At 65.1% G+C, this 16,791-nt stretch carries 15 protein-coding genes and 1 pseudogene; 8 read left to right on the top strand and 8 right to left on the bottom strand.

Annotation, left to right across the window (positions count from 1 at the left end; translation table 11 throughout):
* Positions 1 to 56: 56 nt before the first annotated feature.
* From QSV46_RS26780 to tpiA, 3 genes are all read right to left on the bottom strand, one after another.
* Positions 57 to 1,688: a CTP synthase gene (locus QSV46_RS26780; RefSeq protein WP_314958485.1), complete on the bottom strand. Its 1,632-nt coding sequence runs from the start codon at positions 1,686 to 1,688 to the stop codon at positions 57 to 59.
* Between the two features lie 166 nt (positions 1,689 to 1,854).
* Positions 1,855 to 2,235 carry a preprotein translocase subunit SecG gene (gene secG / locus QSV46_RS26775; protein WP_314958483.1) on the bottom strand — a complete coding sequence of 127 codons (381 nt, stop codon included), beginning with the start codon at positions 2,233 to 2,235 and terminating at the stop codon, positions 1,855 to 1,857.
* A 137-nt stretch (positions 2,236 to 2,372) separates the two neighbouring features.
* On the bottom strand, positions 2,373 to 3,128 hold the full coding sequence (gene tpiA / locus QSV46_RS26770; RefSeq protein WP_314958482.1) for a triose-phosphate isomerase: 756 nt from the start codon (positions 3,126 to 3,128) through the stop codon (positions 2,373 to 2,375).
* A 224-nt stretch (positions 3,129 to 3,352) separates the two neighbouring features.
* Between tpiA and QSV46_RS26765 the strand changes: the two genes are divergently transcribed.
* Genes QSV46_RS26765 through moaC form a run of 4 tightly spaced genes read left to right on the top strand, consistent with a single transcriptional unit; the run spans position 3,353 to position 7,628 of the window.
* Positions 3,353 to 5,251 carry a SurA N-terminal domain-containing protein gene (locus QSV46_RS26765; protein WP_314958480.1) on the top strand — a complete coding sequence of 633 codons (1,899 nt, stop codon included), beginning with the start codon at positions 3,353 to 3,355 and terminating at the stop codon, positions 5,249 to 5,251.
* A gap of 14 nt (positions 5,252 to 5,265) precedes the next feature.
* Positions 5,266 to 6,279 carry an anthranilate phosphoribosyltransferase gene (gene trpD / locus QSV46_RS26760; RefSeq protein WP_314958477.1) on the top strand — a complete coding sequence of 338 codons (1,014 nt, stop codon included), beginning with the start codon at positions 5,266 to 5,268 and terminating at the stop codon, positions 6,277 to 6,279.
* A 7-nt stretch (positions 6,280 to 6,286) separates the two neighbouring features.
* The gene (gene trpC / locus QSV46_RS26755) at positions 6,287 to 7,108 is read left to right on the top strand and encodes an indole-3-glycerol phosphate synthase TrpC (RefSeq protein ID WP_314958475.1); all 822 of its coding nucleotides are present in this window, start codon (positions 6,287 to 6,289) and stop codon (positions 7,106 to 7,108) included.
* 1 nt (position 7,109) lies between these two features.
* On the top strand, positions 7,110 to 7,628 hold the full coding sequence (gene moaC / locus QSV46_RS26750) for a cyclic pyranopterin monophosphate synthase MoaC (protein WP_314958473.1): 519 nt from the start codon (positions 7,110 to 7,112) through the stop codon (positions 7,626 to 7,628).
* Between the two features lie 9 nt (positions 7,629 to 7,637).
* On the opposite strand, the pseudogene QSV46_RS41450 reads toward moaC, so the two are convergent.
* Positions 7,638 to 7,739: pseudogene (locus tag QSV46_RS41450) on the bottom strand (Flp family type IVb pilin); the annotation flags it as partial.
* A gap of 153 nt (positions 7,740 to 7,892) precedes the next feature.
* On the opposite strand from QSV46_RS41450, the gene QSV46_RS26745 reads away from it, so the two are divergent.
* Positions 7,893 to 10,613, top strand: a complete 2,721-nt coding sequence (locus QSV46_RS26745) for an EAL domain-containing protein (protein WP_314958470.1) — start codon at positions 7,893 to 7,895, stop codon at positions 10,611 to 10,613.
* A 273-nt stretch (positions 10,614 to 10,886) separates the two neighbouring features.
* Here the strand turns inward: QSV46_RS26745 and QSV46_RS26740 are convergent, their stop codons facing one another.
* The gene (locus tag QSV46_RS26740; protein WP_314958468.1) at positions 10,887 to 12,224 is read right to left on the bottom strand and encodes a S41 family peptidase; all 1,338 of its coding nucleotides are present in this window, start codon (positions 12,222 to 12,224) and stop codon (positions 10,887 to 10,889) included.
* Between the two features lie 307 nt (positions 12,225 to 12,531).
* On the opposite strand from QSV46_RS26740, the gene QSV46_RS26735 reads away from it, so the two are divergent.
* Entirely contained in the window at positions 12,532 to 13,665 is a 1,134-nt protein-coding gene (locus QSV46_RS26735) for an alpha-hydroxy acid oxidase (RefSeq protein WP_314958467.1), read from the top strand.
* Positions 13,666 to 13,686: 21 nt separating this feature from the next.
* Here the strand turns inward: QSV46_RS26735 and QSV46_RS26730 are convergent, their stop codons facing one another.
* From QSV46_RS26730 to QSV46_RS26720, 3 genes are all read right to left on the bottom strand, one after another.
* Entirely contained in the window at positions 13,687 to 14,349 is a 663-nt protein-coding gene (locus QSV46_RS26730; RefSeq protein WP_314958464.1) for a hypothetical protein, read from the bottom strand.
* The gene (locus QSV46_RS26725; RefSeq protein WP_314958461.1) at positions 14,346 to 15,095 is read right to left on the bottom strand and encodes a hypothetical protein; all 750 of its coding nucleotides are present in this window, start codon (positions 15,093 to 15,095) and stop codon (positions 14,346 to 14,348) included. The genes QSV46_RS26730 and QSV46_RS26725 overlap by 4 nt, the downstream gene beginning before the upstream one ends.
* Positions 15,096 to 15,242: 147 nt before the next feature.
* Positions 15,243 to 15,449: a hypothetical protein gene (locus QSV46_RS26720; protein ID WP_314958459.1), complete on the bottom strand. Its 207-nt coding sequence runs from the start codon at positions 15,447 to 15,449 to the stop codon at positions 15,243 to 15,245.
* Positions 15,450 to 15,585: 136 nt separating this feature from the next.
* Between QSV46_RS26720 and QSV46_RS26715 the strand changes: the two genes are divergently transcribed.
* Positions 15,586 to 16,212, top strand: coding sequence for an HAD family phosphatase (locus QSV46_RS26715; protein ID WP_314958456.1), 627 nt, complete (start codon positions 15,586 to 15,588; stop codon positions 16,210 to 16,212).
* Between the two features lie 158 nt (positions 16,213 to 16,370).
* A complete protein-coding gene (locus tag QSV46_RS26710; RefSeq protein WP_314958452.1) occupies positions 16,371 to 16,592 on the top strand; it encodes a hypothetical protein in 222 nt (73 codons plus the stop codon).
* The last annotated feature ends 199 nt before the right edge of the window (positions 16,593 to 16,791 follow it).

Raw genomic sequence — 16,791 nt, 5'->3', positions numbered from 1 at the left:
CTTGCGGCAGGGAGTTGTCGCAACAAACGGCGCAATCGTCAAAGGAAGAGAATGCGCTATACCAGCCGGCTCTGCACCATCGCGGCCTGGATGAACGAGGCGAACAGCGGGTGCGGCTCGAACGGCCGCGACTTCAGCTCGGGGTGGAACTGGACGCCGATGAACCAGGGGTGATCCTCGTACTCGACGATCTCCGGCAGCACGCCATCGGGCGACAGGCCGGAGAATTTCAGGCCGTGCTGCTCGAGGCGGTCCTTGTAGGCGGTGTTGACCTCGTAGCGGTGGCGGTGGCGCTCGGAAATCTCGGTGGCATCGCCATAGACCTGCGAGACGCGGCTGCCGCGGGTGAGCGCGGCGGGATAGGCGCCCAGACGCATCGTGCCGCCGAGATCGCCGGCCTTGGAGCGCTTCTCGAGCTCGTTGCCACGCAACCATTCCGTCATCAGGCCGACCAGCGGCTCGTTGGTCGGGCCGAACTCGGTGGAGTTGGCCTCCTCGATGCCGACGAGGTTTCGCGCGGCCTCGATCACCGCCATCTGCATGCCGAAGCAGATGCCGAAATACGGCACGTCGCGCTCGCGCGCGAACTGCGCCGCGCGGATCTTGCCTTCGGCGCCGCGCTGGCCGAAGCCGCCGGGCACCAGGATGCCGTTGACGTGCTCGAGGAACGGCGCGGGGTCTTCCTTCTCGAAGATCTCGCTCTCGATCCAGTCGAGATTGACCTTCACCTTGTTGGCGATGCCGCCATGCGAGAGCGCCTCGATCAGCGACTTGTACGCATCCTTCATGCCGGTGTACTTGCCGACGATGGCGATGGTGACGTTGCCCTCGGGATTTCGGATGCGTTCGTTGATCTGCTGCCAGCTCTTGAGCACCGGCGGGATTCGCGAGCCGATTCCGAAGGCGGCGAGCACTTCGTCGTCGAGGCCCGCGTTATGATAGGCTTCGGGCACGGCGTAGATGCTGTCGGCGTCGCGCGCCTCGATCACGGCGCTCTCGCGCACGTTACAGAACAGGCCGAGCTTGCGGCGCTCTTCCTTCGGAATCTCGCGGTCGGTCCGGCAGAGCAGGATGTCCGGCTGGATGCCGATCGAGCGCAGCTCCTTCACCGAGTGCTGGGTCGGCTTGGTCTTGAGCTCGCCGGCGCTCGGAATGTAGGGCAGCAGCGTGAGGTGAATGTAGATGGCGTGATCGCGCGGCAGCTCGTTCTTGAGCTGGCGGATCGCCTCGAAGAACGGCAGCCCCTCGATGTCGCCGACGGTGCCGCCGATCTCGACCAGCACGAAATCGTAATCCTCATTTCCGTCGAGGACGAATTCCTTGATGGCATTGGTGACGTGTGGAACCACCTGGATGGTCGCGCCGAGATAATCGCCGCGGCGCTCCTTGGAGATGATGTCCTGATAGATGCGCCCCGTGGTGATGTTGTCGGCCTTGGTCGCCGGACGGCCGGTGAAGCGCTCGTAGTGACCGAGATCGAGATCGGTCTCCGCGCCGTCATCGGTCACGAACACTTCGCCGTGCTGATACGGCGACATCGTCCCGGGATCGAGGTTGAGATAGGGGTCGAGCTTGCGGAGGCGGACCTTGTAGCCCCGGGCCTGCAGCAGGGCACCCAGTGCCGCTGAAGCCAGACCCTTGCCGAGCGAAGAAACCACGCCGCCGGTGATGAATATGTACCGCGCCATGGGACTTAACCTCTAATCCCTCGAATTCGATTCGCCAAAGCGATTCGTATTCCGCCCCAAAGATTCTGCGGGCCTGTGGGTGATCCGAAACTGAGAGTGGTGACAGAGCCTTGATGGGGATTGTTGATGCAGGACGGTAGAAGCCGCCCTGCATGGCCCCCCTGCTTTATTGCGAGCGCGGTACCTGCGGGCCGCTCGGAGCCGGCGCCTGCTGCTGCTCGTCCGCCTTCTTCAGCGAATCCAGGATGCCGCCCGAGGTCGGCGGCGCGACCGGCGATCCGGGCTGGCTTTGGGACGCGGGCGCGCCGATGAGCGATGACGGCGCGCGGTTGTACCCCGCATACCAGGACAGGAACAGGCTGGTCAGGAAGAAGCCGGCGGCGAGGACCGCAGTGGTCCGCGACAGGAGATTCGCAGTGCCGCGGCTCGACATGAAGCCCGCGCCACCGCCCATACCGAGGCCGCCGCCTTCCGACTTCTGGAGCAGGACGGCGCCGATCATGACGGCGACGATCATGAGGTGAATGACGATGACAACGGTCTGCATAATGTCCTTCCGTCACAAGCGGGCGGCGCCTGACGGCAGCCGATCGCGCTTCGCGGGTTTTCCTGAAGTTGCGCGGTGTTACACGATCGGAAACGGCATTGCCACCCCGATCGGGCCCGGTCGCGCTTGGCAATTAGCTAGGGGCAGCCCTTCGCAATGGCAAGGAAATCGGCCGCCTTCAGGCTGGCGCCGCCGACCAGCGCGCCGTTGACGTTCCTCACGGCCATTAGCTCGGCTGCGTTCGAGGGCTTGACCGAACCGCCGTAGAGAATGCGCATCCTTGAACCGTCGGCCTTGAACTTGGAGTTCAGGAACTCCCGGATAAAGCCATGAATTTGCTCGACATCCTGCGCCGTGGGGGTGAGCCCGGTTCCGATCGCCCAGACCGGCTCGTAGGCCACGATGAGATTGGCGGCGGTCGAGCCGTCCGGGAGCGAGCCGTCGAGCTGGCCGCGCAGGATATCCAGGGTCTGGCCGGCATCGCGCTGGCCTTGCGTCTCACCGATGCAGACAATCGCGGTGACGCCGGCCCGCCAGGCGGCTTCGGCCTTCTGCCGGATCAGGGCATCGCCCTCGCCGTGGTCGGCGCGGCGCTCGGAATGGCCGACGATGATGGCGCTCGCGCCGGCATCCGCGAGCATTTCGGCCGCGATATCGCCGGTATGGGCGCCGGAGCCCTTGGGGTGGCAATCCTGGGCACCTACCGCGACCTTCTTGCCGCGCGCCTTCTCGGCAAAGGCGGCGATCAGGGTCGCCGGCGGGCAGACCAGTAGGTCGGCCTTGGCGGCCACGTCTGCCGCACCATTGAGCATGGCGTCGAATTCGGCAGCGGAGCCCTTCAGCCCGTTCATTTTCCAGTTGCCGGCGATCAGCGGTCGGATGGCGTCGGTCATGTCAGTGTCCAGCAGAATGAGGGTTGTGCATGCGCTAGCAGAGGAGCCGCGGCAGTTCCAGAGACCCAGGGGCTTTTAACCGCAGCTTCGAGGGACCGCGTGACCTGAGGTTGCGGGGGGAAAGCCGCCACTTTATGATGATTGATCAATTTGGTGACGCGCTTTTGCGGAATCTGCATTAAGACGCGCTCCCGTTCCCCTCCTGACCAAACAAGTTGGACCAAATGCTTCGAGGAATGCGCAAGGCCTCATCAAACTGGCTCGGCAAGACCATCATGGCCATCGTGATGGGCGTGCTGATCATCAGTTTCGGCGTTTGGGGCATCGCCGACATCTTCAAGGGCTTCGGGCAGTCCACGGTGGCCAAGGTCGGCAGCACCGAGATTTCGCTGAATGAGTTCCGGCAGACCTATACCGACCGCCTGCAGCAGATCGGCCGCCAGGTCGGCCGGCCGCTGACGCCCGACCAGGCGCGGGCCTTCGGCCTCGACCGTCAGGTGCTGCAGCAGACGATCGCGGAGGCCGCCCTCGACGAAGAGTCGCGCCGGCTCGGGCTCGGCCAGTCCGACGAGCAGATCCGCCAGGTCATCATGAACGATCCCAACTTCAAGGGCGTCGGCGGCGGCTTCGACTCGAACCGCTTCCAGGCCGTGATCCGCAATTTCGGCTACACCGAGCAGCGCTATGTCTCCGAGCAGCGCAAGGTGTCGCTGCGCCGGCAGATCACCGGCACGATCAGCGCCGGGCTCGAGCCGCCGAAAGCGATGATCGACGTGCTGACGCGCTTCCAGAACGAGCAGCGCGCGATCGAATTCGTCAGGCTCGACGCCGCGCAGGCCGGCACCATCGAGGCCCCCTCGCCCGAAGCGCTCGCCGCCTATTTCGAGGATCACAAGGTCCAGTTCCGCGCGCCCGAATACCGCAAGATCTCCTTCGTCGTGGTCTCGCCGGAGGAAATCGGCAAATGGAGCGAGATCTCCGACGAGGACGCGAAGAAAGTGTTCGAGCAGCGCAAGGACCGGCTCGGCACGCCGGAGAAGCGCCAGATTCACCAGATCGTATTCCCCAACGCCGCCGACGCGCAGGCCGCTCGCGAGCGCCTCGCCGGCGGGATGTCGTTCGAGGATCTCGGCAAGGAGCGCGGGCTGACTGCCTCCGACGTCGATCTCGGGCTCGTGACCAAATCCTCGCTCGACCAGGCGGTTGGCGATGCCGCCTTCGCTCTTCCCGCAGGCGAGATCAGCCAGCCGATCCAGGGCCGTCTCGGCACGTCCATCGTCAAGGTCGACAAGATCGAGCCGGGCAAGGAGGCGAACTACGCGAGCCTCGCCGGCGACATCAAGCGCGAGATCGCGACCGAGCGCGCGCGCGTCAAGGTCAATGATCTCCGCGACAAGATGGAAGACGAGCGCGGCGGCGGCTCCAGCGTGATCGACGCGGCGCAGAAGCTCGGCCTCGCCGCCGTGACCATCGACGCCGTTGACCGTTCCGGCCGCGCCCCGGACGGCCAGCCAGTCACCAGCATCCCGCAGGGCCTCGAATTGGTATCGCAGGCCTTCAACTCCGATGTCGGCGTCGACAACGACTCGATCTCGTTCAAGGGCGGCTATGTCTGGTACGACGTGCTTGCCATCACGCCCTCGCGCGACCGCAACCTCGACGAGGTCCGCGACCAGGTCGAGGCGCGCTGGCGCCAGGACCAGATCGGCGCCAAGCTGAAGACGAAGGCGACGGAGATGGTGCAAAAGCTCGAACAGGGCGGCAAGCTCGCCGACGAGGCCGCCGCGATCGGCGCCAAGGTCGAGACCGCCACCGGCTTCAAGCGTGACGACTCGCCTGCCGGCGTGCCCGCCAACGTCGTCTCCGCCGCCTTCCGCACCGCCAAGGACGGCGTCGGACAGACGGCCGTGAGCGGCGGCAGCGAAGTGATCGTCTTCCGCGTCACCGACATCGTCGAACCCGCGGTCGATGCCGCTTCCGAGGCCGTGAAGAAGCTGAAGGACAGCCTCGACCGCGCGCTGACCGACGAGCAGGTCGCCTCCTACGTCAACAAGCTTGAAACAGACATCGGGACCACCATTAATCAGGCCGCCTTCGCGCAGGTGACCGGCGCGAACCAGTGAGTTGAAAGCACGCGATGGACGACCTGAAATCGATCATTGGAAAAGTGGCGACCGGCGCCAGCCTGTCGCGTGACGAAGCAGCGTCGGCCTTCGACGCCATGATGTCGGGCGAGGCCACGCCCTCGCAGATGGGCGGCCTGCTGATGGCGCTGCGGGTGCGCGGCGAGACCGTGGACGAAATCACCGGCGCTGTTGCGGCGATGCGCTCGAAGATGCTCACGGTCGACGCGCCCCCGGAAGCCGTCGACATCGTCGGCACCGGCGGCGACGGCTCCGGCTCGGTCAACGTCTCGACCTGCGCCTCCTTCATCGTCTCGGGCGCCGGCCTGCCGGTGGCCAAGCACGGCAACCGCGCGCTGTCGTCGCGCTCGGGCGCCGCCGACGTGCTGGCCTCGCTCGGCGTGAAGATCGACCTCAGGCCCGAGCAGGTCGGCCGTTGCGTGCGCGAATGCGGCATCGGCTTCATGTTCGCCCCCGCCCACCATCCCGCCATGAAGAACGTCGGCCCGACCCGGGTCGAGCTTGCCACGCGCACGATCTTCAATCTGCTCGGCCCGTTGTCCAACCCGGCCGGCGTGAAGCGCCAGATGGTCGGCGTATTCTCGCGGCAATGGGTGCAGCCGTTGGCGCAGGTGCTGAAGAATCTCGGCTCCGAATCCGCCTGGGTCGTGCACGGCTCCGACGGCCTCGACGAGATCACCCTCACCGGCCCGACCTTCGTCTCCGCGCTTCAGAACGGCGAGATCCGGAATTTCGAGGTGACGCCGGAGGAGGCGGGCCTGCCGCGCTGCGAGCCCGGCGCGCTCAAGGGAGGTGAGGCCGACGCCAACGCGATCGCGTTGCAGAGCGTGCTCGACGGCAAGCCGAGCCCCTATCGCGACGTCGCGCTGATCAATGCGGCTGCGGCGCTGGTCGTGGCCGGTCGCGCCGGAAATCTCAAGGAAGGCGTCGCGATCGGCGCGAAGTCGCTCGACAGCGGCGCGGCGAGCGCGCGGCTGAAGCATCTGATCTCGGTCTCGAACGGCTGAGCCTGACATGTCGGACATCCTGACCAAGATCGAAGCCTACAAGCGCGAGGAGATCGCCGCGGCCAAGCGCGCGAGGCCGCTCTCAGACGTCGAGGCCACGGCCAGGGCGCAAGGCACCCCGCGCGGCTTCCTGCGCGCCATCAAGGCCAGGCACGCCAATGGCGACTACGCCCTGATCGCAGAAGTGAAGAAGGCATCGCCGTCGAAGGGGCTGATCCGCGCCGACTTCGATCCGCCGCTGCTCGCCAAGGCCTACGAGGCGGGCGGCGCCGCCTGTCTTTCGGTGCTGACGGACACGCCTTCGTTCCAGGGCCATCTCGACTTCATGGTGGCGGCGCGCGCGGCAACATCGCTGCCCGTGCTGCGCAAGGACTTCATGTTCGACACCTACCAGGTCGCCGAGGCCCGCGCCCACGGTGCCGACTGCATCCTGATCATCATGGCCGCGCTCGACGATGCCACCGCCAAGGATCTCGAGGACGCCGCCCTCGCCTTCGGCATGGACGTGCTGATCGAGATCCACGACCACGCCGAGCTCGACCGCGCGCTGAAACTCCGTTCGCCGATGATCGGCGTCAACAACCGCAATCTGCGTACCTTCGAGACCACGCTCGCGACCAGCGAGGCGCTGGCGCCGCTGATCCCCTCGGAGCGGCTGATGGTCGGCGAGAGCGGCATCTTCACGCCCGCCGACCTCGCCGGGCTCGAACGCGTGGGCATGTCGACCTTCCTGGTCGGCGAAAGTCTGATGCGCCAGGCCGACGTTACCGCCGCCACGCGCACGCTGCTCACGCGCGAGGCGACGGCGCCCGCCACGGGTACGCGCTGACATGGCGCGCAAGCCCAGGGCGACCAAGCCGCCGAAAGCGAAAGCCGGCCCTGCCCTCACCCATATCGGCGCCTCCGGCGAGGCGCGCATGGTCGACGTGTCGGAGAAGCCCGCAACCGAGCGGCTCGCGGTCGCGGAAGGCCGCGTCATCATGACCAGGGCGACGCTCGACCTGATCGTCTCGGGCAACGCGAAGAAGGGCGACGTGCTCGGCACCGCCCGCATCGCCGGCATCATGGCCGCCAAGCGCACCTCGGAGCTGATCCCGCTTTGCCATCCCCTCGCGCTGTCGAAGGTCACGGTCGACATCGCGCCGGACGCAAAGCTGCCGGGCTGCCTCGTCCGCGCCAGCGTCAAGGTGACAGGCCCTACCGGCGTCGAGATGGAGGCGCTCACCGCCGTCTCGGTCGCCTGCCTCACCATCTACGACATGATCAAGGCGGTGGAGCGCGGCGTGCGGATCGAGGGCATCCATCTGGTCGAGAAGCTCGGCGGCAAGTCGGGCCATTACCTCGCCTGACCGGGCCGGTTATTTCAGCGACGTGCTGATCGATCCGAATTTCGCGCTGAGCCTGCTGCCCATGCCGTTCACGACGGTGATGATCGCGAGCGCGATACCCGCGGCGATCAATTCCTGCATGTCGCGCATCGATCGCTTTTGTGCGCGGCCATTCATGTCGCATTAACCGCGCTTGCTAACTTCGTCTCCACCCCGTCCCCGTAAACCAACGGATGTTTCCGGGGCCAAGAATTGACCCTGACGTGTGCACGGCAATGATCCAGCATGATGACGAGATTCGGCAGTCGCTTCCTTGACCAGGCCTTCGTGCGCAGCGGTCCGATCCGCTGGCTGGTGGTGGGCGGGACGCTGCTGATCGCCGCGATCGCCGTCGGCTCGGTGCTGATGGCGCAGAATTTCCGCGAACGCGCGCTGCGCAACAGCGGACGCGAGCTGGAAAACACGGTGTTGCTGCTCGCCCATCATTTCGACCAGCAATTGCAGGACTTCGCGGTCATCCAGAAAGATTTCGTCGATCACGTTCGCACGACAGGACTAGCGACCGCCGAAGACTATCGCAGGCGCCTCGCCGGCCAGGACATCCACCGGATGCTGCGCTCGAAGATCGAGGCGCTCCCCTACATGGGCGGCGTCAACATCTTCGATGCCGAAGGCAATTTGGTCAATTCGTCGACGACATGGCCGGCGCCGAAGGTGAACGTGGCCGATCGCGCCTATTTTCGCACCTTCAAATACGACCCCTATTCGCCCGACGTGCTGATCGAGCCGCTCCATAGCCGGGTCTCCGGCGCATGGACGATCCTGATCGTGCGCAAGATCGTCGGACCGAACGGCGAATTCATGGGCGTGGTCGGGCGCGGCATCGAGCCCGCCAATTTCGAAAAATTCTTCGCCTCCGTCGTGCTCGGCGAAGGCGCGACGATCTCGATGCTGCATCGCGACGGCACCCTGCTCGCCCGCTATCCCCATTCCAGCGAATTGATGGGCAGGAATTTCAAGAACGGTCCGTTCGAGCATCAGAGGGTCTTCGGGCTCGATCACTTCGCCGGGCGTTTCGTCAGTCCGGTCGACGGCGACGACCGGCTGATCTCCTCGCGCGCCCTGCCGCACTTCCCGATCCTGATGATGGCCACCACGACGCGCGCGGCGGCCCTGACCGACTGGCGCGAGCAGATCGGCCTCCTGCTCTCGGTCGCCGGCGCCTCCGCACTCGCCATCGCGGGCGTGCTGACAGCAATCGTGCGCAAGCTGCTGGAGCAGCACCGCGCCTCGCGCGAGCGGCTGACGCTGGAAAAGCAACGCCTCGACCGCGCCGTCAACAACATGACGCAGGGTCTTTTGCTGTTTGACGCCGAGCGGCGGCTCGTGGTCTGCAACCAGCGCTACATCGAAATGTACGACCTGTTGCCCGAGGTGGTGAAGCCCGGCTCCAGCTTCCACGACATCATCGCTCACCGCAGGGCGACCGGCTCGTTCGCCGGCGACGTCGACGACTATGTCGCCCGCGTGCTGCGCGACATCCACGTGCGCAATTCCATGGTGGTCAACACCGCCGACGGCCGCTCCATCGAGATTGTCAACGAACCGCTCGCTGACGGCGGCTGGGTCGCGACCCACGAGGACATCACCGAGCGGCGACGCACCGAAGAGCGCATCACCCACCTCGCTCATTACGACGCGCTGACCGACCTGCCCAACCGCACCATGTTCCACGAACATCTGCGTGCGGAGCTCGCCGCTATCGCCGATGGCGAAGAGATCGCGGTGCATTACATCGATATCGACGAGTTCAAGGGCGTCAACGACGCGCTCGGCCATCTCGTCGGCGACGAGCTGTTGAAATCGGTCGCAGCGAGCCTGCGCCGCTGTGCGGGTCCGGCGGACTTCGTGGCGCGGCTGGGCGGCGACGAATTTGCCATCGTGCAGAGCGCGGTGACCTCGCGGGACGCCGTCGACGATCTCGTCGCGCGGGTGTTCGAGACCATCCGCACTCCGATCGACTGCATGGGCCATCACCTCACCACCGATGCCAGCATCGGCGTCGCGCTGGCGCCGGGACACGGCACGGTGCTCGACCAGATCCTGAAGAATGCGGACATGGCGATGTACGCCGCCAAGGCGGCCGGGCGGCGCACCTATCGCTTCTTTGAGCCGGAGATGGATGCCAAGGTCCGCGAGCGGCGCCAGCTCGAGAGCGATCTGCGCCACGCTATCGCCCATGACGGACTCGAGGTCTACTACCAGCCCTGCCTCGGTCTGAAGGACGACCGCATCACCGGCTGCGAGGCGCTGGTGCGCTGGCGCCATCCCGAGCGCGGCATGGTCTCGCCTGCCGAGTTCATCCCGATCGCCGAGGACACCGGCCTGATCAACGAGATCGGCGAATGGGTGCTGGCGACCGCCTGCCGCGATGCCGCCGACTGGCCCGACGATATCCGCCTCGCCGTCAACGTCTCGCCGGTTCAATTCAAGAGCGGCACGCTGGCGCTGAAGATCATGGCCGCGCTCGCCGCCTCCAATCTGCCGGCGAGCCGGCTCGAGCTCGAGATCACCGAGGCGGTGCTGATCCGCGACGACGACACCGCGCTGGCGATCCTGCACCAGCTCCGCGCCATCGGCGTGCGCATCGCGCTCGACGATTTCGGCACCGGCTATTCCTCGCTGAGCTATCTGCACCGCTTCCCGTTCGACAAGATCAAGATCGACCGCTGCTTCGTCAACGACATCGCCGGTCCCGACGGCTCCGCCAGCATCGTCCAGGCCGTCGTCAACCTGGCGGCGGCCCGCCGCATGACCACCACGGCCGAAGGCGTCGAAACCGAGGAGCAGCAGCGCCTCTTGCGCGCGCTCGGCTGCTCCGAGATGCAGGGCTATCTGTTCAGCGCCGCGAAACCGGCCGACAAGGTGTTGGAGCTGTTCGCAGCTCATCGCAGCCGGCTCGCCCAGCGAGATGGCAGGGAGAGCCGCCGCCGCGAGGCGGGCTAGGTCTTCACCCGCGTTCTGACTTGACGGTCACGGCCGGGCCACACCCGGCACCAGAGCTATCGCATACGAAGAAAAGGCGCGGCGGGAGGCTTGCCTGTTAAAGCCTCATGGTGAGGAGCCCGCGAAGCGGGCGTCTCGAACCATGCAGGCCGGGCAGGTCCGCTGCGAGGCGACTTTTGTGGCATGAACATTAACTGAGACAGCGTCCACAAACGAAATCGCCCGGGAGCGGTGATCCACTCCCGGGCGATCGGTATCCCGAAGTCGTAAAGCCTAGTTCGGCACAGCAGCCTTCAGCGCGGGCTTGGCCGCCACCGCATTCGCGGTGACGCCGTGCAGGAAGTCGTAGGCCGCGTGCAGGGCCTTGTCGTCCTTCTCTTCCGGCGGGACGTAGGACTGCGATCCGGTCTGTTCGGTGCCGTCGGCGGCCTGCAGATGGCCGCGCATCTGGGACTCCGCCATGGTGTCCATCCGGCCCTTCAGCTCGGGCGGCACCTCCTGCAGGATCTCGATGTCGGGCGCGATGCCCTGGGCCTGGATCGAACGGCCCGAGGGCGTGTAGTAGCGCGCCGTGGTCAGCGCCAGCGCACCGTTGCGGGCGCCGAGCGGAATGATGGTCTGCACCGAGCCCTTGCCGAACGAGCGCGTGCCGATGATGGTCGCGCGCTTGTGGTCGTGCAGCGCGCCGGCCACGATCTCTGAGGCCGAGGCCGAGCCGCCGTTGACCAGCACGACCAGCGGCTTGCCCTTGGTGAGGTCGCCGCCATGCGCGGTGAAGCGCTGGGTCTCTTCCGGATTGCGGCCGCGGGTCGAGACGACCTCGCCGCGCTGGAGAAACGCACTCGACACCGACACGGCCTGGTCGAGCAGTCCGCCCGGATTGTTGCGCAGATCCACCACATAGCCGACCAGCTTCTCCGGCGGGACATCCCTGGAGATCGAGGCGATCGCCTTCTTCAGGCCGTCGGTGGTCTGCTCGTTGAACGAGGTGACGCGGATGTAGCCGATATCACCGTTCTCGACGTGGAAGCGCACGGGGCGCACATGGATGATCTCGCGCTTGATCGCGACGTCGAGCGGGGCGTCGGCGCCCTTGCGCACGATGGTGAGCTTGGTCTGGGTATCGACCGGCCCCTTCATCTTGTTGACGGCCTGCTCGAGCGTCATGCCCTGCACGGCATCGCCGTCGATCTTGCTGATGAGGTCGCCGGACATGATGCCGGCCTTGGACGCCGGCGTGTCGTCGATCGGGGAGACGACCTTGACCAGGCCCTCCTCCATCGTGACCTCGATGCCGAGCCCGCCGAACTCGCCGGAGGTGGTCTCCTGCATCTCGGTCCAGGCCTTGTCGTTCATGTAGCGCGAGTGCGGATCGAGCGAAGTCACCATACCGGTGATCGCGCCCTCGATCAGCTTGGAATTGTCGGGCTTCTCGACGTAGCTCGCCTTCACCCGCTCGAACACTTCGCCGAACAGATTGAGCCGGGAATAGGCATCATCCGCGCTCGCTGCCGCCCGTGCCGCCCATACTCCGCCGTGCGGGCTGGCTACCAGAAGGGTCAGACACGCTCCCGTGAGCGCGCCCAGGGGGAACAGCAGGGATTTCCGCATGGATAGGCTGGCCTTCTTGCTTGGAGCTTTGCTTTGGGCTGGGCAGGCGCCGTGCAAATGGCGATCCAGCCAACTGTTCACAATACCATTCTGGTTTCTTCAAGGCCGGGACGCCCGGTCGGCGGGGCCACCGTAAAAATCCCTTCGCCCGGACCTAAACTTTTGGCAACGTTCCAAAACCGTTTCGCGCCGCCAGCAGCATCGTCGGCCGGCCCACGCCTTGCAGCTATGCGATTTTAGGATGGTTTTGCAGGGCCGGACACGATAGGCGATGACAATAAGGCTTCAAATTCTCGGGAGGACAACAATGAACGAAGCGCCCCGCATCCAGCCGGAACGTAACGTCGAGCTCGGCGCCAGCACCGAGCCGTTCCAGAACCTGCACGAATTCGTCCGCAAGGCGCGCGCCAATCTCAACCAGAACGCCTGGGACTATATCGTCGGTGCCGCCGAGACCGAGACCACGATGCGGCGCAACCGCATGGCGCTGGACGAGATCGCCTTCCGCCCGCGCGTGCTGCGCGACGTCCGCAAGGTCGACGGCTCGGTCAAGCTGTTCGGACGCAAGCTGCGGCTGCCGGTGGTGCTGGCCCCTGTCGGCGCCCTGGAGATATTCGATCCGGATGGTGCGGCGAGCGTCGCGCGCGCCTGCGGCACTTTCGGTGCCGCCCACATGCTAAGCTCGGTCTCCGAACCCGGCCTGGAGAAGACCGCCGAAGCCGCTCCCGATGCGCTGCGGCTCTATCAGCTCTATGTGCGCGGTGACGACGACTTCGTCGCCGATGTCGTCAGCCGGAGCGAGAAGAACGCCTACGCCGCCTTCTGCCTGACCGTCGACACCGCCCATTACAGCCGTCGCGAACGTGACATCGCCAAGCGCTATGTTCGCGAGAGCCGCCTGCGCGCCACCGGCGGCGATTACCAGAAGGGCCTGGAGTGGCGGACCGTGAAGATGGTCAAGGACAGGTTCAAGATCCCGCTCATCCTGAAGGGTATCGCGACGCCAGAGGACGCGCAGATTGCGGTCGATCACGGCGTCGAGTGGATCTACGTCTCCAACCATGGCGGCCGCCAGCTCGATCACGGCCGCGGCGCCATGCATGTGCTGCCCGAGATCGTCGACGCCGTGAAGGGCCGCGCAAAAATCATGGTCGATGGCGGCTTCTGCCGCGGCACCGATATCGTCAAGGCGATCGCGGCCGGCGCCGACATGGTCGGCATCGGCCGGCTGCAGTGCTGGGCGCTGGCGGCGGCCGGCGAAGCCGGCGTGACGCGGATGCTGGAGCTGCTCGAGGACGAGGTGCTGCGCTGCCTTGGCTTGCTCGGCGCGACCTCGTTCGCCGAGGTCGACAAATCCTGCCTGCACCCGGCGACCGCGACCAATGCGCCGAGCGTGTTCAGCGCATTCCCGCTGTTCGACCACGAGCCGTACCGATACTGAAGGATACGATCACGCCCCTCGCTAGTCTCCCAAAATGCTCGCCATCGTGGCGCCCCCATCGAAGCTCGCCGCGAACATCGTGATCGTCGCCAGTGCTCCGCCGGCGACGATCACAATGACTGCGTTTCTAAACGCACCCTGCGCCACGAACAGAGTCTGCGACTGCACGTTGTTCGCCTGGTAATTCGAGACGGTGTACCGGAGGACCTTGCATGCGACCAGGCGGTCATACGGCGATGCCGTAGTATCGGCCGGATCCCGATTCACGATGGGCAGGTCGGATGGGTCGAGCGTGCTGCGGAAGACCTGGCCATGGATGGCGAAGAGCAGGACCGTCGTTCGGGTGAGGTAGACCAGGGCCAGCACGAGGGTCGCCAGGACGATCCAGCGGGCTCCCACGAAAATCGTCGCATCCTTGAGGATGGTGAAGCCGACGCCCGTCACAAGCGTAGCCGCAAGCCCGAGCGCGGGCATGAGCGCTGCCGCGCGCGCATCAATCGTGCCCCGGCGCGCGGCCTCGTTGTCGAACATCTTCCAACTTTGCGCCAGGAGCTTGGGGTCGTCGGCCGAAGGCTCACCGCGCTCGATCGCAATGATCGCGTTCTTGTATGTATCGAAGTACTCCCGGGGATTGATCGTCTCGGGAGCTCCCACCCTGCGCCACAGGACATCACAAAGGCTCATGCTGCTCCCCTCGCAAGGCTATCCACGATCGCTTCGGTAATTCGGGCCCCGGTGGCGTCCTCGATCCAGCCCCATTGGCCGGAGGGATTTATTTCGAGAAAGACATGGTCGCCATCGGGTGTGACGATGAAATCAAGAGCGCCGAACACCAGGCCGCTGGCCCGTACGAAGGCAATGCAGGCCGCCTCGAACGACGGCGGGAGCCGGTGCTGCTCATAGGTCACGTCGGCGGGATCTGCGGCTCGCCAATCCGGTCGGGCCTGATCGGATTTCGATAACAGGATTCGCGACGCAAACACGCGGGTGCCGACGACCGTGACGCGAAGGTCGAATTGCCTGTCGATGCGCTCCTGGTAGATCGCCGGCGCCGATTGAGCCGCGCCATCCGTGAGATCGGCAACCGTCACGGGACTTGTGTGGATGTCGTATGTGCGGCCGGATTCGACGAAGCTCCCGCCTGAAACCGGCTTGACGATGCTCGCCTGCTTGGCGACGAAGCTGCGCACTGCCGCCGCATCGTTCGAGACGATCGTCCGTGGCACACGAAATCCATGCGCATTCGCCAAGGCGAGCTGCCGCAACTTGTTCTCCGCGAGAAGCACTGCGGAGGGACGATTGATCCAGAACCAGGGCAATACATCCCAGAAGCCGAACAGAAACGCGGCTCGCTCGCGAAGAAGGAAATCGTCCCCGCTCTCCGTCGCCGACGCCCCATCGGACCTTGCCGCAGTCAATCCTGCCGCCATCGGTTTCGATCTCCGCCGCAGCATCGGCGTTCGGCCAGGTAATCCCGATCGAGCCCGGATAGTCCTCCAGGTTGAGGCGAACGAACGAAAGACCGCGGCGGCTCAAACTAAGAACGACGAGATCCGCCGTGAGATCCGACTTCGACGTCACCAGTATGACGCACAAGTATTGTCCTCGACCACACCTTGCGTCTTCAGGAGCGAGATTCCGGGCGTCATCAGCACAGGAATCCTCTGCTGATCGGTCACATTGAGCTGTTGGACCACATCGTAATGGTAACTCAAGCCGCTGAGGAGCTGCCGCTCCTTTGCATGGCGCAACAATAAAGGCCGAGACGCAGACGCATGGCCCATGGCGAAGCCTCCTTCCTCAATTGCAGTATCGGAGGATAGCACACCGCCAACGTCGCCGAAAGGTAGTACCCCTCCAGGACGCAACCGCGGCCCGATCGATTTGCGAGGGTCGTTCGCTTCGGGTAGAGAGACGCGGATGACATTCCTCTCTCCCGGCAGCGCGGACGCGCTTCTGTTCGATCTCGGGCGCGTGGTGCTCGATATCGATTTCTCCAAGGCGATCGCCTGCTGGGCGGGACATGCCGGCTGCAAGCCCGACGCCATCGTCGCGCGCTATGTGCGCGACAGCGAGGCCTATCGGCTGCACGAGGTCGGCAAGCTCAGCGACGAAGATTATTTCGCCTCGCTGCGCGCCTCGCTCGGGATCGATATTTCCGACGCGCAGTTCCTGGAAGGCTGGAACGCGATCTTCACCGGCGAGATGCCCGACATCGCCGAGCTGTTGCCACGCGCGGCAACGCAGATGCCGCTCTATGCCTTCTCCAATACCAACCGGCCGCACGTCGACCATTTCTCGAAGGAGTATGCTGGCGTGCTCGGACATTTCCGCGAGCTGTATTTGTCCTCCAGTATCGGACTGCGTAAGCCGGATGCGGAAGCCTTCGACCACGTCGTTGCCGCGATCGGCGCGCCGGCGAACCGTATCGTGTTCTTCGACGATCTTGCCGAGAACATCGAGGGAGCGCGGGCGCGCGGATTGACCGCGGTCCACGTGACCTCGCCGCGCGAAGTCGGAAACGCACTCAAGGCGATGGGCATCTGACCGGCCCTTTTGACGGGGAGCGGGCCGATTCCCGGTACCTATTTTGAGCAAAATTTGGAACCGGATCCCTTTGTACATTTTTATACAGAGTTCCGGGAACGGAATCCCGCGTCCGGACTCTACAGTCCGTTGGGATTTCTACAAACGGACGCATCATCGTGCTGGGCAAAACCTACCTCACCAAGCAGGCCTCTCTTCTTCTTGAATTCGCCAAGACCACCTCGGACTCGGAACTTTCTGCCAAGCTGGTGAGCAAGGCCGCCGACCTGAAATCCCAGGCCGATCCTTTGCCCGACAGGGATCAAGGCCTCAGGGCTCCCGACGTCACGGCTCCTGACGTCACACTGGGCATCGGTCCGGACCGGCAGACGGGGAGTTGACCGATGCTGGCCGCGAGCCCCGTCATTCTCATCCTCGCCACGGCGATCCCCGTGCCGGTCTGTCTTGCCTTCCAAACCATGCCCCGGCGGAGCTGATAATCCTTCACCATAGATCGGACGACGCAGGATAACCCTCTCGCGCGGCCGCTGCTTTGCCTCTGCGCCCGCGCTCGGCTAGAACTCTCGCCGCCGATTTGCC

Origin of the sequence: Bradyrhizobium cosmicum (assembly GCF_032290525.1) — a bacterium.
In the GTDB taxonomy this organism is placed as follows: domain Bacteria; phylum Pseudomonadota; class Alphaproteobacteria; order Rhizobiales; family Xanthobacteraceae; genus Bradyrhizobium; species Bradyrhizobium cosmicum_A.
Note: the sequence above shows the minus strand (reverse complement) of the source record. Positions and strands in the feature narration are given on the sequence as shown.